Annotated in this window: 27 protein-coding genes, 1 tRNA gene and 1 riboswitch; of the genes, 20 read left to right on the top strand and 8 right to left on the bottom strand. The window is 70.4% G+C overall.

Translation table 11 applies throughout. From position 1 onward, the window contains the following. Window positions 1-13: 13 nt before the first annotated feature. Window positions 14-601, top strand: a complete 588-nt coding sequence (locus CYQ11_RS11190) for an RDD family protein (protein WP_099200344.1) — start codon at window positions 14-16, stop codon at window positions 599-601. Here the strand turns inward: CYQ11_RS11190 and CYQ11_RS11185 are convergent. Then, window positions 587-868 carry a hypothetical protein gene (locus tag CYQ11_RS11185; RefSeq protein ID WP_099200345.1) on the bottom strand — a complete coding sequence of 94 codons (282 nt, stop codon included), beginning with the start codon at window positions 866-868 and terminating at the stop codon, window positions 587-589. The two genes, CYQ11_RS11190 and CYQ11_RS11185, sit on opposite strands and share 15 nt — an antisense overlap. 396 nt (window positions 869-1,264) lie before the next feature. Between CYQ11_RS11185 and CYQ11_RS11180 the strand changes: the two genes are divergently transcribed. Further along, window positions 1,265-3,601 (top strand): immune inhibitor A domain-containing protein, encoded by a 2,337-nt coding sequence (locus tag CYQ11_RS11180; protein ID WP_099200841.1) that lies wholly within the window; start codon window positions 1,265-1,267, stop codon window positions 3,599-3,601. Window positions 3,602-3,738: 137 nt separating this feature from the next. Next, window positions 3,739-4,080 (top strand): hypothetical protein, encoded by a 342-nt coding sequence (locus tag CYQ11_RS11175; RefSeq protein ID WP_099200346.1) that lies wholly within the window; start codon window positions 3,739-3,741, stop codon window positions 4,078-4,080. Window positions 4,081-4,088: 8 nt separating this feature from the next. Here CYQ11_RS11175 and CYQ11_RS11170 read toward each other — a convergent pair whose 3' ends face one another. Both CYQ11_RS11170 and CYQ11_RS11165 read right to left on the bottom strand, forming a co-directional pair. Further along, complete coding sequence (locus CYQ11_RS11170; RefSeq protein WP_099200347.1) at window positions 4,089-4,682, bottom strand: nicotinamidase; 594 nt, start codon at window positions 4,680-4,682, stop codon at window positions 4,089-4,091. A gap of 269 nt (window positions 4,683-4,951) precedes the next feature. Further along, window positions 4,952-6,280 (bottom strand): nicotinate phosphoribosyltransferase, encoded by a 1,329-nt coding sequence (locus CYQ11_RS11165; RefSeq protein ID WP_099200348.1) that lies wholly within the window; start codon window positions 6,278-6,280, stop codon window positions 4,952-4,954. 119 nt (window positions 6,281-6,399) lie between these two features. On the opposite strand from CYQ11_RS11165, the gene clpS reads away from it, so the two are divergent. The 7 genes from clpS (at window position 6,400) to CYQ11_RS11130 (ending at window position 12,436) form a co-directional block, all read left to right on the top strand. Further along, window positions 6,400-6,711 (top strand): ATP-dependent Clp protease adapter ClpS, encoded by a 312-nt coding sequence (clpS, locus tag CYQ11_RS11160; protein WP_099200349.1) that lies wholly within the window; start codon window positions 6,400-6,402, stop codon window positions 6,709-6,711. Further along, window positions 6,711-7,304 carry a DUF2017 domain-containing protein gene (locus CYQ11_RS11155; RefSeq protein ID WP_099200350.1) on the top strand — a complete coding sequence of 198 codons (594 nt, stop codon included), beginning with the start codon at window positions 6,711-6,713 and terminating at the stop codon, window positions 7,302-7,304. The genes clpS and CYQ11_RS11155 overlap by 1 nt, the downstream gene beginning before the upstream one ends. Before the next feature lie 325 nt (window positions 7,305-7,629). Continuing rightward, the gene (locus CYQ11_RS11150) at window positions 7,630-9,090 is read left to right on the top strand and encodes an amino acid permease (protein ID WP_099200351.1); all 1,461 of its coding nucleotides are present in this window, start codon (window positions 7,630-7,632) and stop codon (window positions 9,088-9,090) included. Between the two features lie 124 nt (window positions 9,091-9,214). After that, window positions 9,215-9,637, top strand: coding sequence for a M67 family metallopeptidase (locus CYQ11_RS11145; RefSeq protein ID WP_099200352.1), 423 nt, complete (start codon window positions 9,215-9,217; stop codon window positions 9,635-9,637). 130 nt (window positions 9,638-9,767) lie between these two features. After that, window positions 9,768-10,055: a MoaD/ThiS family protein gene (locus CYQ11_RS11140; protein WP_099200353.1), complete on the top strand. Its 288-nt coding sequence runs from the start codon at window positions 9,768-9,770 to the stop codon at window positions 10,053-10,055. A gap of 23 nt (window positions 10,056-10,078) precedes the next feature. Then, window positions 10,079-11,029, top strand: a complete 951-nt coding sequence (locus CYQ11_RS11135; protein ID WP_099200354.1) for a PLP-dependent cysteine synthase family protein — start codon at window positions 10,079-10,081, stop codon at window positions 11,027-11,029. Between the two features lie 654 nt (window positions 11,030-11,683). Then, on the top strand, window positions 11,684-12,436 hold the full coding sequence (locus tag CYQ11_RS11130) for an MBL fold metallo-hydrolase (protein WP_099200355.1): 753 nt from the start codon (window positions 11,684-11,686) through the stop codon (window positions 12,434-12,436). Window positions 12,437-12,514: 78 nt separating this feature from the next. Here CYQ11_RS11130 and CYQ11_RS11125 read toward each other — a convergent pair whose 3' ends face one another. Both CYQ11_RS11125 and CYQ11_RS11120 read right to left on the bottom strand, forming a co-directional pair. Continuing rightward, complete coding sequence (locus tag CYQ11_RS11125; protein ID WP_240003535.1) at window positions 12,515-13,696, bottom strand: PTS transporter subunit EIIC; 1,182 nt, start codon at window positions 13,694-13,696, stop codon at window positions 12,515-12,517. Between the two features lie 336 nt (window positions 13,697-14,032). Next, complete coding sequence (locus CYQ11_RS11120) at window positions 14,033-15,346, bottom strand: PTS transporter subunit EIIC (protein ID WP_099200357.1); 1,314 nt, start codon at window positions 15,344-15,346, stop codon at window positions 14,033-14,035. 98 nt (window positions 15,347-15,444) lie between these two features. Between CYQ11_RS11120 and CYQ11_RS11115 the strand changes: the two genes are divergently transcribed. The 4 genes from CYQ11_RS11115 to rdgB all read left to right on the top strand — a co-directional run bounded on the left by CYQ11_RS11115 (window position 15,445) and on the right by rdgB (window position 17,749). Beyond that, window positions 15,445-15,777, top strand: coding sequence for a PTS sugar transporter subunit IIB (locus CYQ11_RS11115; RefSeq protein WP_275666413.1), 333 nt, complete (start codon window positions 15,445-15,447; stop codon window positions 15,775-15,777). Between the two features lie 97 nt (window positions 15,778-15,874). After that, a complete protein-coding gene (gene rph / locus CYQ11_RS11110) occupies window positions 15,875-16,606 on the top strand; it encodes a ribonuclease PH (RefSeq protein ID WP_099200359.1) in 732 nt (243 codons plus the stop codon). Window positions 16,607-16,728: 122 nt separating this feature from the next. Next, on the top strand, window positions 16,729-17,121 hold the full coding sequence (locus CYQ11_RS11105; RefSeq protein ID WP_099200360.1) for a hypothetical protein: 393 nt from the start codon (window positions 16,729-16,731) through the stop codon (window positions 17,119-17,121). A 25-nt stretch (window positions 17,122-17,146) separates the two neighbouring features. After that, window positions 17,147-17,749, top strand: coding sequence for an RdgB/HAM1 family non-canonical purine NTP pyrophosphatase (gene rdgB / locus CYQ11_RS11100; RefSeq protein WP_099200361.1), 603 nt, complete (start codon window positions 17,147-17,149; stop codon window positions 17,747-17,749). A 45-nt stretch (window positions 17,750-17,794) separates the two neighbouring features. Here rdgB and CYQ11_RS11095 read toward each other — a convergent pair. Next, a tRNA-Leu gene (locus CYQ11_RS11095) sits at window positions 17,795-17,880 on the bottom strand. 322 nt (window positions 17,881-18,202) lie between these two features. On the opposite strand from CYQ11_RS11095, the gene CYQ11_RS11085 reads away from it, so the two are divergent. Further along, window positions 18,203-18,733 (top strand): hypothetical protein, encoded by a 531-nt coding sequence (locus CYQ11_RS11085; protein WP_099200362.1) that lies wholly within the window; start codon window positions 18,203-18,205, stop codon window positions 18,731-18,733. Between the two features lie 5 nt (window positions 18,734-18,738). Further along, complete coding sequence (locus CYQ11_RS11080; RefSeq protein ID WP_099200842.1) at window positions 18,739-20,019, top strand: sensor histidine kinase; 1,281 nt, start codon at window positions 18,739-18,741, stop codon at window positions 20,017-20,019. Window positions 20,020-20,056: 37 nt separating this feature from the next. Here CYQ11_RS11080 and bcp read toward each other — a convergent pair whose 3' ends face one another. Continuing rightward, on the bottom strand, window positions 20,057-20,524 hold the full coding sequence (gene bcp, locus CYQ11_RS11075; RefSeq protein ID WP_099200363.1) for a thioredoxin-dependent thiol peroxidase: 468 nt from the start codon (window positions 20,522-20,524) through the stop codon (window positions 20,057-20,059). Window positions 20,525-20,685: 161 nt separating this feature from the next. Here bcp and CYQ11_RS11070 point away from each other — a divergent pair, with 161 nt between their 5' ends. The 3 genes from CYQ11_RS11070 to CYQ11_RS11060 all read left to right on the top strand — a co-directional run bounded on the left by CYQ11_RS11070 (window position 20,686) and on the right by CYQ11_RS11060 (window position 21,939). After that, the gene (locus CYQ11_RS11070; protein WP_099200364.1) at window positions 20,686-21,045 is read left to right on the top strand and encodes a DUF3618 domain-containing protein; all 360 of its coding nucleotides are present in this window, start codon (window positions 20,686-20,688) and stop codon (window positions 21,043-21,045) included. Window positions 21,046-21,171: 126 nt separating this feature from the next. Continuing rightward, window positions 21,172-21,474, top strand: coding sequence for a GroES family chaperonin (locus CYQ11_RS11065; RefSeq protein WP_048831771.1), 303 nt, complete (start codon window positions 21,172-21,174; stop codon window positions 21,472-21,474). A 40-nt stretch (window positions 21,475-21,514) separates the two neighbouring features. Further along, window positions 21,515-21,586, top strand: a riboswitch (guanidine-III (ykkC-III) riboswitch). A 32-nt stretch (window positions 21,587-21,618) separates the two neighbouring features. Beyond that, window positions 21,619-21,939, top strand: coding sequence for a DMT family transporter (locus CYQ11_RS11060; protein WP_099200365.1), 321 nt, complete (start codon window positions 21,619-21,621; stop codon window positions 21,937-21,939). Between the two features lie 30 nt (window positions 21,940-21,969). Here the strand turns inward: CYQ11_RS11060 and CYQ11_RS11055 are convergent, their stop codons facing one another. Then, on the bottom strand, window positions 21,970-24,291 hold the full coding sequence (locus tag CYQ11_RS11055; RefSeq protein ID WP_099200366.1) for a transglycosylase domain-containing protein: 2,322 nt from the start codon (window positions 24,289-24,291) through the stop codon (window positions 21,970-21,972). Between the two features lie 311 nt (window positions 24,292-24,602). On the opposite strand from CYQ11_RS11055, the gene CYQ11_RS11050 reads away from it, so the two are divergent. After that, window positions 24,603-25,403 (top strand): ABC transporter permease, encoded by an 801-nt coding sequence (locus CYQ11_RS11050; RefSeq protein WP_099200367.1) that lies wholly within the window; start codon window positions 24,603-24,605, stop codon window positions 25,401-25,403. Window positions 25,404-25,460: the final 57 nt, after the last annotated feature.

The raw sequence follows: 25,460 nt of genomic DNA, 5'->3' as shown, positions 1-25,460 counted from the left end.
TTCTACTCGGGCCATGAGCACCGATCAGCCGGAGCAGCCGCCCGACGACGATCCGTTCCGCAAGCGCCCGCCGGAGCCCGGGGCGCAGCCCCCGCCCTACCCGGGCGCGGCCGCTGGGGGCGGGGGCGCCTCGTTCGGCGCGCCCGACCCCCTGGCGGGCATGCCGCCGCTGGCGAGCCGCTTCAAGCGGCTGATCGCGCGCATCGTCGACGGCCTGCTCGTGAGCATCCCCGTCAGCGCGGTCTTCTACGGCGCGTACTGGGGTCACCACCCGTGGAACGACCAGGGCAGGTCCACGGGCTTGGGCATCATCATCTCCGTCGTCTACTTCGTCTACGAGGGCCTGATGCTCACCTCGCGCGGGCAGACCGTCGGCAAGATGCTGATGAAGATCCGCGTGGGCATGCTGGAGAACGGCGCGATCCCCGCGGGAACCCCCGGCTGGACGCGCGCCGCCGTCTACTCCCTGCCGCAGATCGTGCCGTGCTGCGGCTTCGTCTTCTGGCTCGTCAACGTGCTGTGGTGCACCTGGGACGAGCCGTACCACCAGTGCCTCCACGACAAGGCGGCCAAGACAGTGGTGGTCTCAGCCGTGCACTGAGTGCTCTCCCACGGCGTGCGTCGCCGCCCGTCCCACGGGCGCCGCGGCGCGCGCGGGCGTCGCGGGGCGCCCGGCGGGGCGGGCCGCGGCCCGGGCCTGCCGGCGGGGGACCGCGAAGGCGACGGCGAGTCCCAGGGCGAGGGCGGCGAGAGCCACGACCGCCGCCGTGCCGCCCGACACCGTCGGTGACAGCAGCAACAGGGCGACGGTCGAGATGACCACGGTGGCCGAGCCGTAGGCGATCTGTGCAGGAGTCGGACGCGGCATGGCGGGATCCGTCCTCAAGGCATCGACATAAGGGGGGCAGAGCCGGGCTGGTGCGTACCGCTATTCGACTCTACGGGGCTCTCTGCCCTGAGGGAACTGCCAGTAAGCGTGACCTAACCCACGGTGCTGGGAGCACAAGGGGCGCACAGGGTCGTCGGCCCGTCAGAACACGAGACCGGCGCGCCCGTTGTCATCCGATATCCGCAAGTTAAAGATCGCATAACGTACTTGCTCAGCGGTGTGCAGTCAAGGTCTGTCTTTTCTTGCTTCTCTCCGGTCAAATACCTCCACAGTTCTTACTGGGGAGGACATTCACAAGTGAAGAGCAGCCAACGGAGGATCGCCAGATCCGCCGCAGTGTCCGTCGTGGTCGCGGCCGTCGGCACCGCGACCCTGATGGCAGGGGTCGCGCAGGCGGCGGGCGTGACCGGCCCGGCCGACCGGGGCCCCGCTCCCGTCGAGCGCCACGACCCGGCGCAGGTCGGCAGCAACGTCGAGCACGACCTCAAGGGCCCGTTCAGCAAGAAGCAGGAGGCCCAGCGCAAGGCGGCGCTGGAGCAGGTCATATCCGGGGACGCCCGGACCGAACAGCGCGGCGCCTCGAAGGTCGTCCAGCTCGGCAGGGGCAAGTACGTCGAGCTCGGCCGCGAGAAGACCGACAAGATCTTCACGATCCTCGTCGACTTCGGCGACAAGGTCGACGACACCACCATGTACGACCCGGACGGGCCCGACGGCCCCAAGCCGCCCGTCAAGAAGTACGGCGGCAAGCCCGGCCCGGCGCACAACACGATAGCCAAGCCGGACCGTGCGAAGGACAACAGCACGGCCTGGCAGAAGGACTACAACCGCCAGTACTTCCAGGACCTCTACTTCTCGCACGACAAGGACAAGGAGTCCCTGGCGAAGTACTACGAGAAGCAGTCCTCGGGCCGCTACTCGGTCGACGGCCAGGTCACCGACTGGGTCAGGGTCCCCTGGAACGAGGCCCGTTACGGCTCCAACTACTGCGGCTCCACCAACTGCCCCAGCGCCTGGGACCTGATCCGCGACGCGGTCAACCAGTGGGTCGCGGACCAGAAGGCCGCCGGCCGCAGCGACGCCGACATCAAGGCGACGCTCGGCCAGTACGACCAGTGGGACCGCAACGACTACAACCACAACGGCAACTTCAACGAGCCCGACGGTTACATCGACCACTTCCAGATCGTGCACGCCGGCGAGGACGAGTCCGCGGGCGGCGGCGCGCAGGGCAAGGACGCGATCTGGGCCCACCGCTGGTACGCCTACGGCTCGGACGCCGGCAAGACCGGCCCCGCCGGCAACAAGGCCGGCGGCACCCAGATCGCCGACACCGGCGTCTGGGTCGGCGACTACACCATGCAGCCCGAGAACGGCGGCCTCGGCGTCTTCGCCCACGAGTACGGCCACGACCTGGGCCTGCCCGACGAGTACGACACCACCGGCACCGGTGAGTCGTCCGTCGCCTTCTGGTCCCTGATGTCCTCCGGCTCCTGGCTGGGCACCGGCAAGGAGACCATCGGCGACCTGCCCGGCGACATGAGCGCCTGGGACAAGCTCCAGCTCGGCTGGCTCAACTACGACAAGGCCAAGGCCGCGACGCGCTCGACCCACAAGCTGGGCGTCGCCGAGTACAACACCCGCGACAAGCAGGCGCTCGTCGTCGACCTTCCCGCGAAGAAGGTCACCACCGACGTCGTGAAGCCCGCCGAGGGCGGCAAGCAGTGGTGGAGCGGTCAGGGCGACGACCTGAAGAACACCCTCACCCGGAACGTCGACCTCACCGGCAAGTCCAAGGCGACCCTGGACCTGTCCGGCTGGTGGGACATCGAGGAGAACTACGACTACCTCTACACCGAGGTCTCCACGGACGGCGGCGCCAACTGGACCCCGGTCGACGGCACCGCCGACGGCAAGGCCATCACCCGTGACGGCGGCGACAAGCCCGCGCTGACCGGTGTCTCCGGCGCGTACAAGAAGCTCTCGTACCCGCTCGACGCCTACGCCGGCAAGAAGATCGGCCTCCGCTTCCGCTACGCCACGGACGGCGGCACCTCGGGCAAGGGCTTCGCTGCCGACGCCATCACGCTGACCGCCGACGGCACCGCCGTCTTCGCGGACGGCGCCGAGGGCGACGACAACGGCTGGACGGCGGGCGGCTTCTCGCGCATCGGCGCCTCCTTCACCAAGGAGTACGCGCAGTACTACATCGCCGAGAACCGGCAGTACGAGTCGTACGACAAGACCCTCAAGTCCGGCCCGTACAACTTCGGCTTCAAGAGCACCAAGCCGTCCTGGGTCGAGCACTACCCGTACCAGACCGGTCTGCTGATCTGGCAGTGGGACACCTCGCAGGCGGACAACAACGTCGGCGTCCACCCGGGCACCGGCCGCATCCTGCCGGTCGACGCCCACCCCAAGGCCGAGAAGTGGGCCGACGGGTCGCTGATGAAGAACCGCTTCCAGGCCTACGACTCGACGTTCAGCTGGTTCCCGGCCGGCGGCTACACCGTGCACTCCGACGGCGTCGCGGCCCGCGTCAAGGGCAAGCTGGGCGTGCCGGTCTTCGACGACCACAAGAACACGTACTACGACGCGTCGAACCCCACCGGCGGTGTGAAGATCACTGACACCAACACCCGGATCCGGATCCTCACCCAGGCCCCGAGCGGCTCCACGATGACGATCCAGGTGGGCCCGTCCACCAAGTAAACCCCTGCTGAGCGGTTTCGCCGCAGGTCAGCACCGTACCGGCCGTCGCCCTCTAGCGGGTGGCGGCCGGTCGTGCCGAGAATGCCTCACATGATGGTCTTATTGACACCCTTTCCCACAGGGGGGTGGTGAGGCCCATGGCAGGCGGTGGGTACGCACAGCTCCCCGACGGCAGTGTGGTCGTCGCCCTGTCCCTGGCCGCGCCGCCCGACGGCGGCGCCGCCCCCGGCGCCCGCGTGCGCGTCCTCGTCCACGCCGCGAACCGCCAGCGGGCCCTCACCCGGCTGCGCAACCTCGGCCTGCGCGCCGTCTACCTGCGGGGCAACACCGAGCCCCCGACGCCCGACGAGATCACGGCGGTGCTCCACCACCCGGACGGGATCCTCTGGCGGCCCGTGCCGCACCGGGACAACGAGTCCTGGCACCCGATCGCCGGCCTGCTGCGCGGACGGCCCGCCGGAGCCGCCGAAGCGGGCTGAGACAGGTCTTAGCCGCCCAGGACGACCGGCTTGCCGCTCAGCTCCACGCCGGCCTCCCGGAGCTCCTCCAGCGTGCGGTCGGTGGTCTCCCGCGCGACCCCGGCCGTCAGGTCCAGCAGCACCCGCGTGGTGAAACCCTCGCGGCGGGCGTCCAGGGCAGTCGCCCGGACGCAGTAGTCGATGGCGATGCCGACCACGTCCACCTCCCGCACGTCCCGCTCGCGCAGCCACTCCGCCAGCGCCGTGCCGTTCTCGTCGGTGCCCTGGAAGGCGCTGTAGCCCGCCTCGTAGGCGCCCTTGTCGAAGACCGCCTGGACGGCCCCCGAGGTGATGGCGGGGGAGAAGTTGGGGTGGAAGCCGCTGCCCTCCGTGCCGGCCACGCAGTGGCGCGGCCAGGAGCGCTCGAAGTCCGGGCGGTCCGAGAAGTGCTCGCCGGGTTCGACGTGCATGTCGCGCGACGCCACGACGTGCGCGTACCCGGCCGGAGCCGCGGCCACCAGGTCGGTGATCGCCGCGGCGACGTCGGAGCCGCCGGCCACCGCGAGGCTGCCGCCTTCGCAGAAGTCGTTCTGCACGTCGACGATGATCAGTGCACGATTCATGGTGCGGATCCTTTGTGAAGGGCCCTCGGCCGACGGTGCGGGACGGTGCGGATCAGCGGATCGACTGCGATCGGTGCGGTCAGTCGACGATCGGTCGACGCGGTCGGATGCCAAAGATGTGATCAGCTGCCGATCACTCCCATGTGACCGAGGGTAGTGATTGCGGTGGGGTTGCGGGAGGGCGCCCCGGGATCGCCGGCGGGGCCGCCCGGGCGTACGCGGCGGTGTGCCCGCCCGTGCCCGGGGCCGCCCCCGCGCCCCCCGCGGGCTCAGACGTACTCGGTGGGCAGGACGGGCTCGCCCCGTGAGAGCTGGGTCGCCGACATCGGCAGCTCGGCCCGCGCCGCCGCGTGCCGGTCACGCGCCGCGTCCAGGGGCTCCCGGGCGACCACCTCGCCCGCCCGCACCAGCTCCACCAGCAGCTGCCGCCCGGCCAGCTCCGGCGGCACCTCGCCGGTGCCCACGACCTCGGCCTCGGCCACCCCGGCCGCGTCCAGGCGCCGGGCGGCCCACTTGCGTCCGCCGTGCGAGGACTTGCCGCCCATCGACTTCTTGGCCACCGGCCGCAGGTCCTCGCCCAGGCCCGGGGCGTCCGCGCGGGCCACGAGCTTGTAGACCATCGAGCAGGTGGGATGGCCGCTGCCGGTCACCAGCTGAGTGCCCACGCCGTAGGCGTCCACGGGCGCGGCGGCCAGCGAGGCGATCGCGTACTCGTCCAGGTCGCTGGTGACCACGATCCTGGTGTCGCGGGCGCCCAGCTCGTCCAGCTGCTGCCGCACCCGGTGGGCCAGCAGGAGCAGGTCACCGGAGTCGATCCGCACCGCGCCCAGGCCCGTCCCGGCGACCTCGACGGCGGTCTTCACGGCCTCGTGCACGTCATAGGTGTCCACGAGCAGGGTCGTGCCCTCGCCGAGCGAGTCCACCTGCGCGGTGAAGGCGTCCCGCTCGCTGTCGTGCAAAAGGGTGAAGGCGTGCGCACTGGTGCCGACGGTCGGAATGCTGTAGCGGAAACCGGCGGCCAGGTCGGAGGTGGAGGAGAAGCCGCCCACGTAGGCGGCCCGCGCGGCGGCCACGGCCGCCAGCTCGTGGGTGCGCCGCGCGCCCATCTCGATCAGGGGCCGGCCGCCCGCGGCCACGGCCATCCGCGAGGCCGCGGCGGCGACCGCGGAGTCGTGGTTGAGGATCGAGAGGATCACGGTCTCCAGCAGCACCGCCTCGGCGAAGGTGCCCTCCACCCGCATGATCGGCGAGCCGGGGAAGTAGACCTCGCCCTCGGGGTAGCCCCAGATGTCGCCGCGGAACCGGAAGTCGGCGAGCCAGGCCAGCGTGGGCTCGTCCACGATCCGCCGGTCCGCCAGGAAGTCCAGCACGCCGGTGTCGAAGCGGAAGTTCTCCACGGCGTCCAGGACCCGGCCGGTGCCGCCCACGACGCCGTAGCGGCGGCCGTCGGGCAGCCGGCGGGTGAAGACCTCGAAGACCGAACGGCGCGCCGCGGTGCCGGACCGCAGCGCACCTTGCAGCATCGTGAGTTCGTACCGGTCGGTGAAGAGCGCCGTCGACGGCACCGTCACCGGCAGTCCCAGGTCCGCAGTGTTCATGAAAGCGATGCTACCCCCAATACTCGTCAGAGTGACGATTTCCCGGGCTCCCCCTCTCGGGGCACGGGATTCCGTTTGCCCGGGACCCGTTTGTGCGTCGGGTGCCGTCGAGTGGCAGCATGGGAAACGTGAGTGTTGCACCGGTCGAGATCGAACGGCCCGAGACGGGCGAGTCGCCGTACGCGGTGGCGGAGCCTGACGTCCCCTGGGTGACCCTGGTCCACAACGACCCCGTCAACCTCATGAGTTATGTGACGTATGTGTTCCAGGCCTACTTCGGCTACTCCAAGGACAAGGCGCACCGGCTGATGCTCGACGTCCATCACAAGGGCCGCGCGACGGTCTCCAGCGGCAGTCGTGAGGAGATGGAGCGCGACGTGCAGGCGATGCACGGCTACGGGCTCTGGGCGACCCTCTCGCAGGACCGTTGATGGCCGGGCACTTCGAGCCGCTGCCGGGCGGCGGGGCCGCCGTGGCCCTGGACGAGGTCGAGGTCTCCATCCTGCGCAGCCTGGCCGTCCAGTTGCTGGAGCTCATCGGGCCGGGTGAGGCCGAGGGCCCCGAGGCCGCGGACCCGCTCGCACGCCTGTTCGCCGAGGGTCCCAGCGAGCCGCCCGCCGACCCGGCGCTGGCCCGGCTCTTCCCGGACGCCTACGGCACCCCCGGCGCCGAGCAGGACCAGCAGGAGCGGGCGCACGCGTCCGAGTTCCGCCGCTACACCGAGAACGACCTGCGCGCCCGCAAGCGCGAGGACGCCCTCGGCGTCGTGCGCTCGCTGGACTCGCTGACCGTGGCCGGCGACAGCGCCGCGGTGCTGCGGCTGTCGCCCGACGGCTGCCGGCAGTGGCTCGGCGCGCTCAACGACCTCCGGCTGACCATCGGCGCCCGGCTGGAGATCACCGACGAGGACGACGGCGAGGCCCTCTTCCGGCTGCCGGACGAGGACCCGCGCAAGCCCATGGTGATGGCCTATCTCTGGCTCGGGGGGCTCCAGGAGACCCTCGTGGAGGCACTCATGTCCTGAGCGCCCCGGAATGGCCCATTCCGGGGTCGTTTCGCCGGCCCCCGCTCAGAGGTGGCTCAAATCCGCATAACGATCAAGTCACCGTGGTGGTGGCTATTGGTAGCCCCGGTCACCTGTGTCCGGATTTTTTTGTGCGGTGCGCCACATCCGCGTCGATGATCTCATCTTTACACGTGATACTTCTTGCCGACCTGCCTCTGTGACGCCACCCCTGTCACAGCGGAAGCGCTAGCCGACCGACCGTCGGCGCTGAGCAGGACTCCATCCGGGGGGATCGGAACCCGATCCGGAGCAACCGGATCGGTATGGAGAAAGGCGCACCACCATGACCTCTGAGCAGGTCGCGGACCGCACCGCCGGCGACGCCGCGGTGCAGGACGGCAGCGGAAGCGGCAAGGAGGCTTCCGAGGGTTACGAGCGGGGGCTCGGCAACCGACAGATTCAGATGATCGCCATTGGTGGCGCCATCGGCACCGGTCTGTTTCTCGGCGCGGGCAGGGCTATTTCCAAGGCCGGACCCAGCCTGATCCTGGCCTATGCGATAGCGGGCCTGGTCATCTTCTTCATCATGCGAGCGCTCGGTGAGCTGCTCATGTACCGCCCGGTGTCGGGCTCCTTCTCGGACTACGCCCGGGAGTTCCTCGGCCCCTTCTGGGGCTACGTGACCGGATGGACGTACTGGCTCTTCTGGGTCGTCACCGGAATCGTCGAGGTGACCGCCGCGGCCTCCTACGTGCAGTACTGGAACAAGTCGATCCCACAATGGGTCTCGGCGCTGGTCTTCACCGTCATCCTCTACTTCGTCAACCTGATCTCCGTGAAGCTCTTCGGTGAGCTGGAGTTCTGGTTCTCCATGGTCAAGGTCACCGCCATCATCGGCATGATCCTGATCGGTGTCGGCGTGCTGACCATCGGTTTCTCCGACGCCGGTGACACCGCCACCGTCACCAACCTCTGGAACGACGGCGGCTTCTTCCCGCACGGCGTCGGCGACACCCTGATGACCCTGCAGATCGTGATGTTCGCCTTCCTCGCCGTCGAGCTGGTCGGCGTCACCGCGGGCGAGGCGAAGGACCCGGAGAAGACGCTCCCCAAGGCGATCAACACCGTGCCGTGGCGCATCGCCGTCTTCTACATCGGCGCGCTGATCATCATCCTGGCCGTGGTCCCGTGGGGCGAGTTCATGCCGGGCGTCAGCCCGTTCGTGGCCGCCTTCCAGAAGATCGGCCTGCCGGCCGGCGCCGGCATCGTCAACTTCGTCGTCCTCACCGCGGCGCTGTCGTCCTGCAACTCGGGCATGTACTCCACCGGCCGCATGCTGCGCGACCTGTCGCTCAACGGCCAGGGCCCGAAGTTCTTCGGCCAGCTGACCAAGAAGGGCCTGCCGCTGCGCGGCACCACCTTCTCCGCCGCGCTGATGCTGGTCGGCGTCGTGATCAACTACGAGTGGCCGGGCAAGGCGTTCGACTACGTCGTCTCCTTCGCGACCATCTCCGGCATGTGGGCCTGGATCGTGATCCTCGTCGCCCAGCTGCGCTACCGCCGCAAGGCCGACCGCGGCGAGCTCCCGCAGTCCGCGTTCCGTGCCCCCGGCGCGCCGTGGACCAGCCTCTTCGCCCTCGCCTTCATCTTCATGGTGATCGTGATGATGGGCATCGACAAGGACGCGCGGGTCTCGCTGTACTGCGCCCCGGTCTGGGCCGCGATCATGTGGGTCTCCTACCTCGTCCTGAAGAAGCGGAACCCGCAGGCGTTCGAGCGCAAGGACTACAGCCTCACCAAGTAGTCCGCACCGCAGTGGGCCCCCGTCGTACCGACCCCGGTACGGCGGGGGCCCGTGCTCTTCCCCCCCGCGCCGCCCGACGGCCACCCCCAAGGGGCACTTCGCGCGCCGCACTATTCTCAAGCGCATGCTGACCATCACACAGGCCCTGTACGACCAGATCGTCGCGCACGCCCGCGCCGACCACCCCGACGAGGCGTGCGGCGTGGTCGCGGGCCCCGCCGGCAGCGGGCGGCCCGAGCGGTTCGTCCCCATGCTCAACGCGGCCCGCTCGCCCACGTTCTACGAGTTCGACTCGACGGACCTGCTGAAGCTCTACCGCGAGATGGACGACCGCGACGAGGAGCCCGTCGTCATCTACCACTCCCACACGGCCACCGAGGCCTACCCCTCCCGCACGGACGTCACCTACGCGAACGAGCCGGGCGCCCACTACGTCCTGGTCTCCACCGCGGACACCGACGGCTCCGGGCCGTTCCAGTTCCGCTCGTTCCGCATCGTGGACGGGCAGATCACCGAAGAGGACGTCCAGGTGGTGGCCGGCTCCTGACCCTGCCCACAGGGCAAGATCGAACGGTCCGGATGCCGGGACGAACATACGGCGGCTGTACAGGGAATCGATACGATGCGGCCACGGTTGTCCCCTAGGAACCTCTTCGCACTCCGACAGGAGCTCACCCATGGCCATCGAGGTCCGCATCCCCACCATCCTCCGCACCTACACCGACGGCCAGAAGGCGGTCGAGGGCGGCGGCGCCACCATCGATGAGCTGTTCAAGGACCTGGAGAGCCGCCACCCCGGCATCCGCGAGCGTCTCGTCGACGAGGCCGCCGGGGGCGAGCTGCGCCGCTTCGTGAACGTGTACCTCAACGACGAGGACGTCCGCTTCCTGGCCGGCATCGGCACCGAGCTGGCCGACGGCGACAGCGTCACCATCCTCCCGGCCGTCGCCGGCGGCAAGGCCTGACGGCCCGCGGGAACCGCCCGATCATGCGCTACGAGAGCCCCCTGGCCGCGGTCGGCAACACCCCGCTCGTCCGCCTGCCGCGCCTGTCGCCCAGCGACTCCGTCCGGATCTGGGCCAAGCTGGAGGACCGCAACCCCACCGGGTCGGTCAAGGACCGGCCCGCCCTGCACATGATCGAGCGGGCGGAGGCGGACGGGCGGCTGACCCCGGGCGCCACGATCCTGGAGCCCACCTCCGGCAACACCGGTATCTCCCTGGCCATGGCCGCCCGCCTCAAGGGCTACCGCATGGTGTGCGTGATGCCCGAGAACACCAGCGAGGAGCGGCGCCAGCTGCTCGCGATGTGGGGCGCCGAGATCATCCCCTCGCCGGCCGCCGGCGGCTCCAACACGGCTGTGCGCGTGGCCAAGGAGCTGGCCGGGCAGCACCCGGACTGGGTGATGCTCTATCAGTACGGCAACCCCGACAACGCCGGTGCCCACTACGCCACCACCGGCCCCGAGATCCTCGCGGACCTCCCCGAGATCACCCACTTCGTCGCCGGCCTCGGCACCACCGGCACCCTGATGGGCGTCGGGCGCTACCTGCGCGAGCACCGGCCCGGCGTCGAGATCGTCGCCGCCGAGCCCCGCTACGACGACCTGGTCTACGGCCTGCGCAACCTCGACGAGGGCTTCGTGCCCGAGCTGTACGACGCCACCGTCCTCACCACGCGCTTCTCCGTCGGCAGCGAGGACGCCGTCCGCCGCACCCGCGAACTCCTGGCCCAGGAGGGCATCTTCGCCGGCGTCTCCACGGGGGCGGTCCTGCACGCCGCGCTCGGCGTCGCCCGCAAGGCCGTACGGGCCGGCAACAGCGCCGACATCGCCTTCGTCGTCGCCGACGGGGGCTGGAAGTACCTCTCCACCGGCGTCTACACCGCTGCCACCACCGAAGAGGCCGTCGAGGCGCTGCACGGACAGCTGTGGGCATAGCCCAGTGCGCCCCCTGTCCGCGCCGGTCCGTAAAAAACAGAACTGTGCACGGGTGAACTGCTACTACCGATGTTGGCAAGCGGCTGACATCATCCCGTAGGAGACGCACATGAACTGTCCCGCATGTGGATCTTCGGACATGAGGCAACTCAACAATGGAAACTGGCAGTGCGGAAACTGCGGCGCAGTCACGGCTGGACCGTGCAGCGTGGGATGCGCTCGCCCCAGAGACACGTGAGCGCCTCGCGGCGTTCATGTCGCCCGAGGTGTTCACGGTGACGGCCGGCAGCAAGGAGTCGGCCGAGCGCTTCCAGCGCTTCATGGACACCCTGGACCGCGCCGAGCGGCACCGGCCGCTGTAGGCGCGCGCGGGCACCGGCGGGGTGCCCCTGTCCGACGCGCCCTCCTCCGCACGCTCCGGCCGAAGGGCCCCGACCGCGCTCCGTCCCGGGCGCGGGCCGGGGCCTTCGTGCTGCAGCCGGCCACCGCCGGGGTCAGGTCCGTCCTGGTGATTCCGCCCACACGCCACCCCGCGAAGGAGCCACCGCTCGTTTCTCGCCTTACCCTCGACTGCACCGCATGGCCACGTAAAACGCCATAACACCCGTCAACCGCATGGCCCCCCGTAACCAGCCCACGGAGGTTCAGGCCCGTATGAAGCTCACCGTCGTCGGATGCTCGGGCTCGTTCCCGTCCACGGAATCGGCCTGCTCGAGCTATCTGGTGGAGGCCGAAGGCTTTCGGATCCTCCTCGACATGGGCAATGGCGCCCTCGGCGAGCTGCAACGCCACATCGGTCTCTACGACCTCGACGCCGTTCTCCTGTCTCATCTGCACCCGGACCACTGCATCGACATGTGCGGCTATTTCGTCGCCCGTTACTACCGCCACGACGGCGGCCGCGCCCACGCGATCCCGGTCTACGGGCCCGAGGGCACCGAGCGCCGCCTGGTCACGGCGTACGGGGACGTGCCGGACGAAGCCTGCATGAGCGAGGTCTTCGACTTCCGCACGCTGACGCCCGGAGGCTTCGCCCTCGGCCCCTTCACGATCCGCGCGGACCGGGTGCGCCATCCCGTCGAGGCCTACGCCTTCCGCGTCGAGCACGAGGGCTCCTCGCTGGTGTACTCCGGTGACACCGGCCCCTGCGAGGCCCTGCGCAAGCTGTCGGAGGGCGCGGACCTGCTGCTGTGCGAGGCGTCCTTCACGCACGGCAAGGAGGACATCCCCGATCTGCACCTCACCGGCCTCCAGGCGGGCGAGACCGCGGCCGCGGGCGGCGTCGGGCGGCTGGTGCTCACGCACATCCCGCCCTGGACGGACCCGCTGACCAATCTGCGCGACGCGCGCTCGGTCTACGAGGGGCCGGCGGAACTGGCCCACGCGGGCGCGGTGTACGAGTTCTAGCGGAGGCCGCCCGCCGCATGACGAAGCCCCCGGAACCGTGTGGTTCCGGGGGCTTCGGCGATGTGGACGGGCCGGCCGTCAGGCCTTGGTGACGTCCTCGAGCTCCTCCTCGGGCTCACGGCCCGGGGTGGGGAGGTTGAACTTGGTGATCGCGAAGCGGAACACCACGTAGTAGACCGCCGCGAAGGCGAGGCCGATCGGGATGATCAGCAGCGGGTTGGTGGCCTTGCTCCAGTTGAGCAGGTAGTCGATGAGGCCGGCCGAGAAGCCGAAGCCGTCGTGGACGCCCAGGCTCCAGGTGACCGCCATGGACAGACCGGTGAGCAGCGCGTGCACCACGTACAGCAGCGGGGCGATGAAGAGGAAGGTGAACTCGATCGGCTCGGTGACGCCGGTGACGAAGGAGGTCAGGGCGAGCGAGATCATCATGCCCAGGACGGCCTTGCGGCGCTCGGGGCGGGCGGAGTGCGCGATGGCGATCGCGGCGGCCGGGAGGCCGAACATCATGACCGGGAAGAAGCCGGACATGAACTGGCCGGCGTCGGGGTCGCCGTGGAAGAAGCGCGGGATCTCGCCGTGCCAGACCTGGCCGGCCGAGTCGGAGAAGCTGCCGACCTGCTGCTGGAAGAAGGTGTTCAGGAACTGGTGCATGCCGACCGGGATCAGACCGCGGTTGAACACGCCGTAGATGCCGGCACCGGCGGAGCCCAGGCCGGTGAGCCAGTCGCTGAAGTCGGTGAGGGCGTCACCGATGGGCTGCCAGGCGAGACCGAAGAAGACACCGAACAGCACGCCGATGAAGGCCATCAGGATCGGCACGAGACGGCGGCCGTTGAAGAAGCCCAGCCAGTCGACGAGCTTGGTGCGGTGGTAGCGCTGCCAGACGATGGCGCTGACCAGGCCGACCAGGATGCCGCCGAGGACGCCCGGGTCCTGCGGCTTGCCCTTGGGCAGGGCCTCGGTGATCGTGCCGTCCGCCGGGAACGCGGTGAGCACGTTCTTGTAGACGAGGAAGCCGACCAGGGCGGCGAGGGCGGTCGAGCCGTCCGCCTTCTTCGCGTAGCCGATCGCGACGCCGATGCAGAACAGCAGCGGCAGGTTGGCGAAGACGGCGTCACCGGCGGTGGCGAAGACGGTGGCGACCTTGCCCCACTCCAGGCCGTCCTTGCCGAAGACGTCGTCCTGGCCGAGACGGAGCAGGATGGCCGCGGCGGGCAGCACAGCGACCGGCAGCTGAAGGCTGCGGCCGATCTTCTGCATGCCCTGCAGCAGGCCGGCGCCCCACTTCTTCGCGGGGCTCTCCTTTTTCGCCTTTTCGGGCTTTTCAGGCGCCGCCTTCGCCGCCTTCGCTGCCGTACTCATCGGATTCCTCCAGGTGAGGCGGGCGCTCGGGGAAAGGGGGACGGCCCGCATTATGGTCTACACCAGTGACTGGTTTAGACCTGTTGTAGCACGTGAGTCGGGCATAAAGGAATCCGTCGTTCCGAGTGGCCTGGGCCACACACGCGAAGGCGGTGCGACGCGTCGCCTCTGCGTCACACCGCCCTCACGGGACGTTCATCCAGCCCACCTCTACCCACCCGGCGGCGGGCCGAACTACTTCACGTTCTCCTTCTCGGTCTCCTCCGCCAGCTCTTCCGGTTCGCGCCCCGGAGTCGGCAGGTCGAAGACCGTGATCGCGAACCGGAAGACCGCGTAATAGACGACCGCGAAACACAGCCCGATCGGGATGATCAACCACGGTTTCGTCGCCAGGCCCCAGTTGATGACGTAGTCGATCAGCCCGGCCGAGAAGCTGAACCCGTCGTGCACCCCCAGCCCCCAGGTGACCGCCATCGAGACGCCCGTCAGCAGCGCGTGCACCACGTACAGCAGGGGCGCGATGAAGAGGAACGAGTACTCGATCGGCTCGGTGATGCCCGTGACCAGCGACGTCAGGCCCACCGACAGCATCATCCCGCCGACCGCCTTGCGGCGCGCGGGCCGGGCGCAGTGCGCGATCGCCAGCGCCGCCGCCGGCAGCGCGAACATCATGATCGGGAAGAAACCCGAGGTGAACTGCCCCGCCGTCGGGTCCCCGGCCAGGAAGCGGTTGATGTCGCCGTGCACCACCGTGCCGTCCGGCTTGGTGTACGAGCCGAACTGGAACCACACGAAGACGTTGAGGAACTGGTGCAGGCCCACCACCAGCAGCGCGCGGTTCGCCACCCCGAAGATCCCGGCGCCCGTGGCGCTGAGGTCCACCAGCCACTTGGAGAAGCTCGTGAGCGCGTCGCCCACCGGCGGCCAGATCCACAGGCACAGCGCCGCGAAGACGATCCCCACGAACGCCATGATGATCGGCACCAGACGGCGGCCGTTGAAGAAGCCCAGCCAGTCCACCAGCTTCACGCGGTGGAAGCGCTGCCAGAACCAGGCGGCCAGCAGGCCCATCACGATGCCGCCGAACACCCCCGGGTTCTGGTACGCGGCCGCCGCCGGCGCCCCGGCCGGGGTGACGCACACCCCGGCCAGCAGGCCCAGCGCGGTGTGGGTGGACCCCGGCGGGCACGGCTCCGGGAACTGGTGCAGCACCGCGTAGTAGACGAGGAAGCCCGCCACCGCCGCCAGCGCCGTCGAGCCGTCCGCCTTCTTGGCCATGCCGATCGCCACACCGACCGCGAACAGCAGCGGCAACCCCAGCGAGGAGTCGAGCAGCGCCCCGCCCGCCCCGGCCATCACCTTGGCCACGTCCGTCCAGCCCAGCCCGTCCTTGCCGAACACATCGGGCTGACCGAGCCGGTTGAGGATGCCCGCCGCCGGCAGCACCGCGATCGGCAGCTGAAGACTGCGCCCCATCTTCTGCAGACCCTGGAACAGGCCGTGCAACCGCTTCTTCCTCCGCGGGGCCGCCGCGGCGATCGAACTCATGTGTCCTCCCGGCTGCTGGCATACTGGTGTAGACCACTTGCGGCGCGGATTCCGGCCCCCGGGAGCGCGTCTGCCGGGTGGTCGCCATCCTTCGTCAGATGGTGGACAAACGCCCGCATAGTTGGTCTGAACGTGGGTTACCGTGTGAAAGCCGGTCGGCGGCACCGCCGAAAGGCGTAAGACAACCAGGAGTGCACATGGCCAGCAAGGCTGAGAAGATCGTCGCCGGCCTCGGCGGGATCGACAACATCGAAGAGATCGAGGGCTGCATCACCCGCCTCCGCACCGAGGTCAGCGACCCCTCCCTCGTCGACGACGCCGCCCTCAAGGCCGCCGGCGCCCACGGCGTCGTCAAGATGGGCACTGCCATCCAGGTCGTCATCGGCACCGACGCCGACCCGATCGCCGCCGAGATCGAAGACATGCTGTGAGCTGAACCACCGAGCTCCACGGGAGCCCCGTCCCGGTAACCGGCCAAAACGGTCAACCGGAACGGGGCTCCTCTGTTGTCCCGATAGGCTCATCACCATGTCTCGCATCGACGGCCGCACCGCCGACCAGCTCCGCCCCGTGACCATCCAGCGCGGCTGGAGCAAGCACGCCGAAGGATCCGTCCTCATCTCCTTCGGCGACACCAAGGTCTTCTGCACCGCCAGCGTCACCGAGGGCGTGCCCCGCTGGCGCAAGGGATCCGGCGAGGGCTGGGTCACCGCCGAGTACTCGATGCTGCCCCGCTCCACCAACACCCGCGGCGACCGCGAATCCGTACGCGGCAAGATCGGCGGCCGCACCCACGAGATCTCCCGCCTCATCGGCCGCTCCCTGCGCGCCGTCATCGACTACAAGGCCCTCGGCGAGAACACCATCGTCCTCGACTGCGACGTCCTCCAGGCCGACGGCGGCACCCGCACCGCCGCCATCACCGGCGCCTACGTCGCCCTCGCCGACGCCATCACCTGGGCCCAGGGCAAGAAGCTCGTCAAGCACGGCCGCCAGCCGCTGATCGGCACCGTCTCCGCCGTCAGCGTCGGCATCGTCGACGGCGTCCCCCTCCTCGACCTCTGCTACGAGGAAGACGTCCGCGCCGAAACCGACATGAACGTCGTCTGCACCGGCGACGGCCGCTTCGTCGAGGTCCAGGGCACCGCCGAGGCCCAGCCCTTCGCCCGCGACGAACTCAACAGCCTCCTCGACCTCGCCGTCGCCGGCTGCACCTCCCTCGACGCCGCCCAGCGCGAGGCCCTCGCCACAACCCTCTAACCAGGGGCAACCCTGGGGCCCCTCCCCGGCGTTCCTACGCATGCGGACACGCGTCCGCACCCGAAGGGCAGGCGCGCGGCCCCCGCCGCGCGCCCGTCGTCACCCAGGGAGGGGACTGTTCCATGCCCGCACGCCGCCGTCTCGCCGTCACCGGCACCGCACTCGCCGCCGCCTTAGCGGTCATCCCGCTCGCCACCGGGTGCGACGCCGCCAAGAAGGCGGTCGACTGCGCCCGCGTCGGCGTCGAGATCACGGGCAACGCCGACGACCTCCAGCGCACGGTCTCCGACGCGAACGGCACCTCCGACGCGGCCGACAAGATCCTCGACACCCTCGACCGCGACACGAAGAAGCTCAAGGAGAAGACGGACAACGTCGACGTCCGCAAGGTCCTCGACCACCTCCAGCAGGCCCTCACCAACGTCCGCGACGCCCTCCGCGACGACCGCAAGCCCGACCTCACGCCCCTGAAGGACGCCGCCGGCGAACTGGGCAAGGTCTGCACGAGGGACTGACCGGGCCACCCGGGATAATCCCCCTATGAAGCGCCTGATCCTCGCCACCCGCAACGCCAACAAGGTCACCGAACTCCGCGCCATCCTCCAGACCGCCGGCCTCGACGTCGAACTCGTCGGCGCCGAGGCCTACCCGGACGTCCCGGACGTCAAGGAGACCGGCGTCACCTTCGCGGAGAACGCCCTCCTCAAGGCCCACGCCCTCGCCCGCGCGACCGGCCACCCCGCCGTCGCCGACGACTCCGGCCTCTGCGTCGACGTCCTGAACGGCGCGCCCGGCATCTTCTCCGCCCGCTGGGCCGGCAAGCACGGCGACGACAAGGCCAACCTCGACCTGCTGCTCGCCCAGCTCTCCGACATCGACGACGCCCACCGGTCGGCCCACTTCGCCTGCGCGGCGGCCCTGGCCCTCCCGGACGGCACGGAACGCGTCGTCGAGGGCCGCCTGGAGGGCACCCTCCGCCACGCCCCCACGGGCACGGGAGGCTTCGGCTACGACCCGATCCTCCAGCCCCTGGGCGACAGCCGCACCTGCGCCGAGCTGACGGCGGAGGAGAAGAACGCGATCAGCCACCGGGGGAAGGCGTTCCGGGGGCTGGTGCCGGTGGTGCGGGAGCTGTTGGGATAAGGAGATGGCCTGCGAATCGATATGTTGAATCGCAGGCCATTTCCGTGCGGCGGAAGGGATTCGAACCCTCAAGCCCGATCAAGGGCCACAGATCCTAAGTCTGCTGCGTCAGCCAGTTGCGCCACCGCCGCCAGTCGCCAGCCATGCTATCGGGCTGGGGGCGGCAGCGGCTCCACGGGTTCAGATCCAGGACGACGTCTGCCTCGTCCGCCTTCGGCCCCGGCACCAGGTGCTGGTCACGGCGTGACAGTTGGGGCGGAGCAGCCGGAGATCCTCCCGTCGCACACCACCCCTCGCACACGTCAACGACCGCACCTCCGTTCGGTGGCGTCGTCCGGGTGGGGAAGCAGACAGCCGCCGAAGGGAACGCGGGGCGTCGTTTCACCGTCACTCAGGGGGGACGGGACAGGCCCGTGGAACGTGTGACCCGCCCGGAGCGAGGAAGAGAGCCCGATGACCGACCGCGTCGTGGCCCGGTGGGCCCGTGTGCGCACTGTTGCGGCGATCCTCGTGGGGATGGGTGTGCTGGTGCTCGGCGGGGTGTGGCTGGAGCAGGCCACCGACCGGGCGAGCGTCGTGGACAGGGCGCCCAAGACCGCGGCGGCGCAGAAGGCCCGTGCCGACGGGCGGGAGTCGCAGGTGGAGGTCGAGGAGTCGGCCTCGGCGACGCGGCCCGGTGTGCGGGACTGCGGGATCGGGGAGCCGGTCCAGGAGCCGGCGTTCATCACCTTGGACTGCGCGAACGCGGGCCGGGTGGCGAGCGGCATCCACTGGGACGCCTATGAGAGCGACGGGGCCGCGGGCACCGGTGTGGTACAGGTGTCGGGAGGGGCGGGTGCCGTGGCCGGCAAGTCGTTCCCGGCGCGGTTGCGGCTGTTCGGGCCGAAGAACGTGGACGGTCTGATGGCGTTCACGGCGCTTGAGGTGACGTACACGGGCGCCACGCCCACGGGGAAGTCGATGGAGGTGTTCTCGATCGCGTGATGGGCATGGGCATTCGTGGCCGGATCGCGCTCGCGATCTCCTTCGTCACCGCGCTGGCCGTCGTGGTGCTGGGGGTGGCGGTGCATCACATCTCCGGCCTGGAGCGGGACAGCCAGGCCATGGCGTACCAGGACGAGCTGCTGAGTTCGGCGCTCCAGGTGTACCAGCGGGACGGTTCGCTGGCGCTGGGCGCGCAGCTGGACGACGCGACGTTGCCGTCGCCGCTGGCGCGGGTGGTGGTCAAGGGCGAGTCCGGCATGTACATCAGTGGCGGTGACGACCCTCGCGTGTGGGCGGCGACGCCGGTGGGGGACGGCAAGGTGCTGTCGGTGTCGGCGTCGTACCCCGCCCGTGACCCGTTGCAGACGGCGCTGGACAAGGCGCTGGTGGTGGCGGGCGCGGCGACGGTCGCGCTGATGGCGGTGGTGGCGTGGTTCGTGGCGCAGAGCCTGTCGCGGCGGCTTCGGCTGAGCGCGGCGGCGGCGCGGCGGATCGCGGCGGGGGAGACCCCGGACGCGGACGCGCTGAACGGCGGCGGCCGTGACGAGGTGGCCGAGCTGGGCCGGTCGGTGCACCACATGGCGACGTCGTTGGCGGCGCGGGTGTCGGCGGAGCGGCAGTTCACGGCGGACGTGGCGCATGAGCTGCGGACGCCGGTGGCGGGCCTGGTGGCGTCGGCGGAGCTGCTGCCGCATCCGCGTGCGGTGGAGATGGTGCAGGAGCGGGCGCAGACGCTGCGGGCGCTGGTCGAGGACCTCCTGGAGGTCTCGCGGCTGGACGCGGGTGTGGAGAGCGCGCAGTTGGACGCGGTGGAGCTGCCGTCGCTGGTGCGCGGGATCGTCAAGCGGGCGCGGGGCCAGCGCGGGGTGGAGGACGTGACGGTCGCGGTGGTCGGCGAGGGCCGGATCGTGGCGACGGACGCCCGTCGTGTGGAGCGGATCCTGGTGAACATCCTGGCCAACGCGGCGAAGCACGGCCGGCCGCCGATCGAGGTGACGGTCGAGGGCACCCGGATCGTCGTCCGGGACCACGGTGACGGTTTTCCGCCGGGGCTGGTGGACCAGGGGCCGCGCCGGTTCCGTACGGCGGCGCCGGAGCGTGGCACGGGCCATGGCCTGGGGCTGACGATCGCGGTGGGGCAGGCGGCGGTGCTGGGGGCGCGGCTGGAGTTCGGTGCGGCGGAGGGCGGTGGCGCCCGGGCCGTCCTCGACCTGCCGGAGGCCGAGGACGTGCCGGAGGAGGGCGCGCCGGTGTGCCGGGGCGGCGCGAGGGTCGCGGGGGCGTGAGGCCGCGGGGGCCGGGGTGCCGCCGGGCTGGTGCGGGTTAGAGGCCCAGGTCCTTGATGATCTTGGCGACGTGGCCGGTGGCCTTCACGTTGTAGAGCGCGCGCTCGACCTTGCCGTCCTCGTCCACGATGACGGTGGAGCGGATGACGCCGGTCACGGTCTTGCCGTACAGCTTCTTCTCGCCGAAGGCGCCGTAGGCCGTGAGGACCTTCTTCTCGGGGTCGCCGACGAGGGTGACCTTGAGGTCCTCCTGCTCGCGGAACTTGGCGAGCTTCTCCGGCTTGTCGGGGGAGACGCCGATGACGTCGTAGCCGTGGCCGGCGAGGAACGCGAGGTTGTCGGTGAAGTCGCAGGCCTGCTTGGTGCAGCCGGGGGTGAGGGCGGCGGGGTAGAAGTAGACGATGACCTTGCGGCCCTTGCGGTCGGCGAGCGAGACCTGCTTGCCGTCCGCGTCGGGCAGGGTGAAGGCGGGGGCGGTGTCACCGGGCTGGAGTCGCTCGCTCATGACTCTCCTCGTGTTGGCGTCGTGGTGGCCTGGACGGTCCCGAGCGTAGTCAGGACGCTCGGGTCACGGAACGGGGGTGCCGCGGGGCACGGGGCCGCGCCAGCTGACAGACTGTAGTCATCACTCTTCATCATTCTTATCGACGAGACGGAGGCAGCGCGGTGGCGGAAGCCAGGACCCCTGCGCAGATCGAGGCGGACATCGCCCGCCGGCGGCAGGATCTTGCCGTGGTGCTCGACGAGATCGGGGTGCGGATGCACCCGAAGACGATCGTCGGTGATGCCAAGGCGAAGGTCGCCTCGAAGGTGGACCAGACGGCGGGCCGGGCGTATGTGGCGGCGAACCGGGTCGTGTCGGAGGTGCGCGCCCGGTTCGTGACGGAGGACGGTCAGCCGCGTCTGGAGCGGATCGTTCCGGCGGCGATGGTGGCGGTGGGGATCGTCGGCCTGCTGACCGTCCGGTCGTCGAAGGCGTCGAAGGCGTCGAAGCCGGTGAAGCGTTCGCGCGGCCGCAAGCGCTAGGCGGGTGCCGCCTCCGTTCCGGCCCGATGCCGGGCGGATGGCGGCCCTGTGGTCTCACTTGGGGGCCCGGCCAGGTACGGTCATGGCGTGAGTACGCATACCACCCACGACAAGCTCCCCATCCGGATGCTCCACGACCGGGTGTTGGTCCGGACCGACATTCCCGAGGGCGAGCGCCGTTCCACCGGCGGCATCGTCATTCCGGCGACCGCGGCGGTGGGCCGCCGGCTGGCCTGGGCCGAGGTGGTGGCGGTCGGGCAGAGCGTGCGCACGGTGGAGCCGGGGGACCGGGTGCTGTACGACCCGGAGGACCGCGCCGAGGTGGAGGTCCGGGGCGTCGCGTACGTGCTGATGCGCGAGCGGGATCTGCACGCGGTGGCCGCGGAGCGGCTGGAGGGGTCGGAGGACTCCACGGGGCTGTACCTCTGACCTGCCCTTTACCCCTTTTTCGGGCGTTTGTTCGCCCTGATGCGTGCCTGTTGATACCGTCGTAGGCACCCGACGAGACGCGCCGTACCGGGTCAGGACAAGACGACGCACCCCCTGGAAGCGATTCTCCCCGGAGGTGCCGTCATGGCATGGGTCCTGCTCGTCGTCGCCGGTCTGCTCGAGGTCGGCTGGGCGGTCGGCATGAAGTACACCGAGGGCTTCACGAGGCTGTGGCCGAGCGTGGGCACGGTCGCGGGCATCGTGGCCAGCATGCTGCTGCTGGCGCAGGCCGCGCGGACGCTGCCGATCGGCACCGCCTACGGCGTGTGGGTCGGCATCGGCGCGGCCGGCGCGGCGGTGCTCGGCATGGTCGTGCTGGGCGAGCCGGTGACCGCCGCGCGGATCTTCTTCATCTGTCTGCTGCTGGTGGCCGTGGTCGGCCTGAGGGCGACCTCCGGCCACTGACCGCCGCCGGGCCCGCACCGTGGCCGCCGGTCAGTAGTCGTCGTATCCCAGCAGGTCGCGCTGCCGGTCGGCCGGGTGCCGTTCCTTGTCGTTGGGCGGGAACGGGCCGAAGGTCGGCGGGCCGGGTGGTGTGGGGAAGCCGGGCGGTGTGATCGGCGGCGGCACCGGGACCGTGGGCGGCCGCGACGGGAACGTCGGTGCCGGCGGTGTCCGCGGCGGCACCGACGTGGCCGGCGGGGGGCTGCTGGCCGCCGGGGGCGTCGTGGGCGCGGGCGGTTCGAGCGTCGGGACGCCGGCGCCGCTCTGCAGCTGGAGGTCGAAGTCCTTCGGCTCGGTGCCCTCCAGCGCGTCGGCGGTGTAGGCCGCCCAGATCTGGGCCGGGAAGCCGCCGCCGTTGATGCGGGCCCGGCCCGCGGCCCCGTACAGCGGCTTCTGGTCGCCCGTCTCGGAGTCCTGGCCCATGACGGCGACGACGGTCGCGAGGTCCGGGGTGTAGCCGGCGAACCAGGCGGCCTTGTCCTCCTCGGCCGTGCCCGTCTTGCCTGCCGCCGGCCGCCCCGCGGCCTGCGCGGCCCGGCCGGTGCCGCTCTCGACCACGCTCTGCAGGATCGAGGTCGTGGTGTCGGCGGCCTCGCGCGAGACGGCCTGCCGGACGTCCTCGCCGTCCGGCAGCGTGAGGTCCTCGGCGCTCTTGGAGACCTTCTCGACGAGCGTGTACGGGCCGTGCCGCCCATGGTTGGCGAGGGTGGCGTAGGCCTGCGTCATGTCCAGCACGCTGGCGGTGGCGACGCCGAGGGCGATCGAGGGGGTCGCGGTGAGGTCGGGGGTCCGGGCGGGGATGCCGAGGGACACGGCGGTGTCCTTGACCTTCGCCGGGCCGACGTCCTGGGCCATCTGGGCGTAGACGGCGTTGACCGACAGGTCGGTGGCCTTGGTGACGGTGATGTGGGGGTTGGAGTAGTCGTCCTCGTTGGCGGGGGCGTAGCCCACGGGCCCGTCGGGGCCCTGCACCTGCCGTTTGTTGGTGCCGTCGTAGACCGTGTTGGGCGTGATGGGCTGGCCGTTCTGGGTGGTGGAGCCGTTGTCGACGGCGGAGGTGAAGACGAACGGCTTGAAGGTGGAGCCCACTTGGTAGTCGCGGCGGGTGGCGTTGTTGACGTACTGCTTGGTGTAGTCGATGCCGCCGTAGAGGGCGACGACCTTGCCGGTCTTGGGATCGATGGAGGCGCCGCCGGCCCGTACGTACCGGTCGGCCTTGTTGTCGTCGCTCAGCTCGCTCATCAGCTGGTCGCGCACGGCGGCGGTGAACGCGTCCTGTTTCTTGCGGTCGATGGTGGTGGTGATGCGGTAGCCGCCGGTGGCCAGCGTCGTGTCGTCGACGATCTTGTTGCTGATGAGGTAGTCCTTGACGGCCTCGACCACGTAGCCGCGCTGTCCCGACATGCCGAGACGGGCCTTGGCCTTGCCGGGCGTGGGGAACCTCATCGCGGCGCGCGCGTCGCGGTCGAGCCACTTCTTCTTGACCATGCCGTCGAGGACGTAGTTCCAGCGGGCCAGGGCGCGCGGCTTGTTCTCCGGGTGGGCGCCGACGTCGTAGGAGCTGGGGGCGTTGAGGAGGGTGGCCAGGTAGGCGCCCTCGGCGGTGTCGAGCTTGTCGGAGTCCTTGTTGTAGTACGCCTGGGCTGCGGCCTGGATGCCGTAGGCGTTGCGGCCGAAGTAGCTGGTGTTGAGGTAGCCCTCCAGGATGTCGTCCTTGCTCTCCTCGCGGTCCAGCTTGATCGCGATGAAGAACTCCTTCACCTTGCGGCTGATGGTCTGTTCCTGGCCCAGGTAGTAGTTCTTGACGTACTGCTGGGTGATGGTGGAACCCGACTGCTTGCCCTTGCCGGTCGCGGTGTTCCAGGCGGCCCGCAGCATGGCCTCGGGGTTCACGGCGGACTCGGAGTAGAAGTCGCGGTCCTCGGCGGCGAGGACGGCGTGCTGGACGTCCTTGGGGACCTTGCTCAGCGGCACGCTCTCCCGGTTCACCTCGCCGTCGCGGGCGAGCTGGGTGCCGTCGGAGTAGAGGTAGACGTTGCTCTCGGCGACCGCCGCCTTGTTGGCCGCGGGGATGTCGACCAGCATGTAGCCGGCGACCAGGCCACCCACGATCAGCAGGACGATCAGCAGGAAGCCGCCGAGGACCATGCGCCAGGTGGGCAGCAGCCGGCGCCAGCCGGTGCGCCGGGGCCGGCGGGGGGCACCGGGCGGTCCGCCCGCCGGTGCGCCGGAGGCGCCGGTGCCCCGCGGTGCCCAGCCCGGCGGCGGGTGGCCAGCACCAGCGGGACGCTGCTGTGACTGCTCGTCGCTCATGTCTCCTGGGACTCCTCGGCCGCCGCCGGGGTTGTGCGGCCTCGGCGGAGCGGTGTCGTGGGGTGCGGTTCCGGACAGGGGCGCGCTCCGCAATGAGCCCCTCAAGACACTGTCGCATCATGCGTTCTGACTGAAGGGCGCAGCGCACGTTTGTCGGCTCCATAAGGGGCGTTCGGGTCAGTCCGACCACACCTTGGGGTGAAAATCCGTGGTTCGCGGTGGCTGTCGCGGGCTAGGCTCCTGCGGCTCGGGTGGGGCGGCCGAGGGGGTGGGCCGGGTGACGTGACGCGACCAGTGAGGGGGTGAGCGGGATGCGGCTGTACGCGGCGGTGGCGGTCAGCGGCTTCCGGCGCCACGCGACCTACCGGGTCGCGACGGCGGCCGGCGTGTTCACCAACACGGTCTTCGGCTTCATCGTCGCCTACACCTTCGTCGCCCTGTGGGCCGAGCGCCCGCACCTGGGCGGCTACGACCGTACGCAGGCGCTGACGTTCGTCTGGGTGACGCAGGCGTTGCTGGCGGCGGCGTCCCTGCTCGGCGGGGGCTTCCAGGAGGAGCTGCAGGAGCGCATCCGGTCGGGGGACATCGTGGTGGACCTCTACCGGCCCGCCGACCTGCAACTGTGGTGGCTGGCGGCCGAGCTGGGGCGGGCCGCGTTCCAGTTGCTCGGCCGGGGCGTGGTGCCGCTGGCGGTGGGCGCGCTGGCCTTCGAACTCGCGCTGCCGGCGGATCCGTTGCTGTGGCTGGTCTTCCTGCTGTCGGTCCTGCTGGGCATCGTGGTGGGCTTCGGGCTGCGCTATCTGGTGGCGCTGTGCGCCTTCTGGCTGCTCGACGGCGCCGGGGTCAACACGCTCAGCGGGCTGCTGTGCATCTTCTTCTCGGGGATCCTGCTGCCGCTGAACGTCTTCCCGGGGGCGCTGGGCGAGGTCGTGCGGGTGCTGCCGTGGGCGACGATGCTCCAGGTGCCGGCGGACGTCCTCCTGGGGCGGCACCACGGGGCGGGGCTGGCGGCGGCGCTGGCGTTCCAGGCCGCGTGGGCGGTGGTGCTGCTCGGCGCCGGGCGGGCGGTGCAGGCGGTGGCCACCAGGAAGGTGGTGGTGCAGGGTGGCTGAGGCGCGTACGGGCGGACGGGAGGCCGTCCGCGCACGGGACGACGCCGGGCCGGGCGC

The organism is Streptomyces cinnamoneus (assembly GCF_002939475.1).
In the GTDB taxonomy this organism is placed as follows: Bacteria; Actinomycetota; Actinomycetes; order Streptomycetales; family Streptomycetaceae; genus Streptomyces; species Streptomyces cinnamoneus_A.
This window is presented reverse-complemented; position numbering and strand designations above follow the sequence as displayed.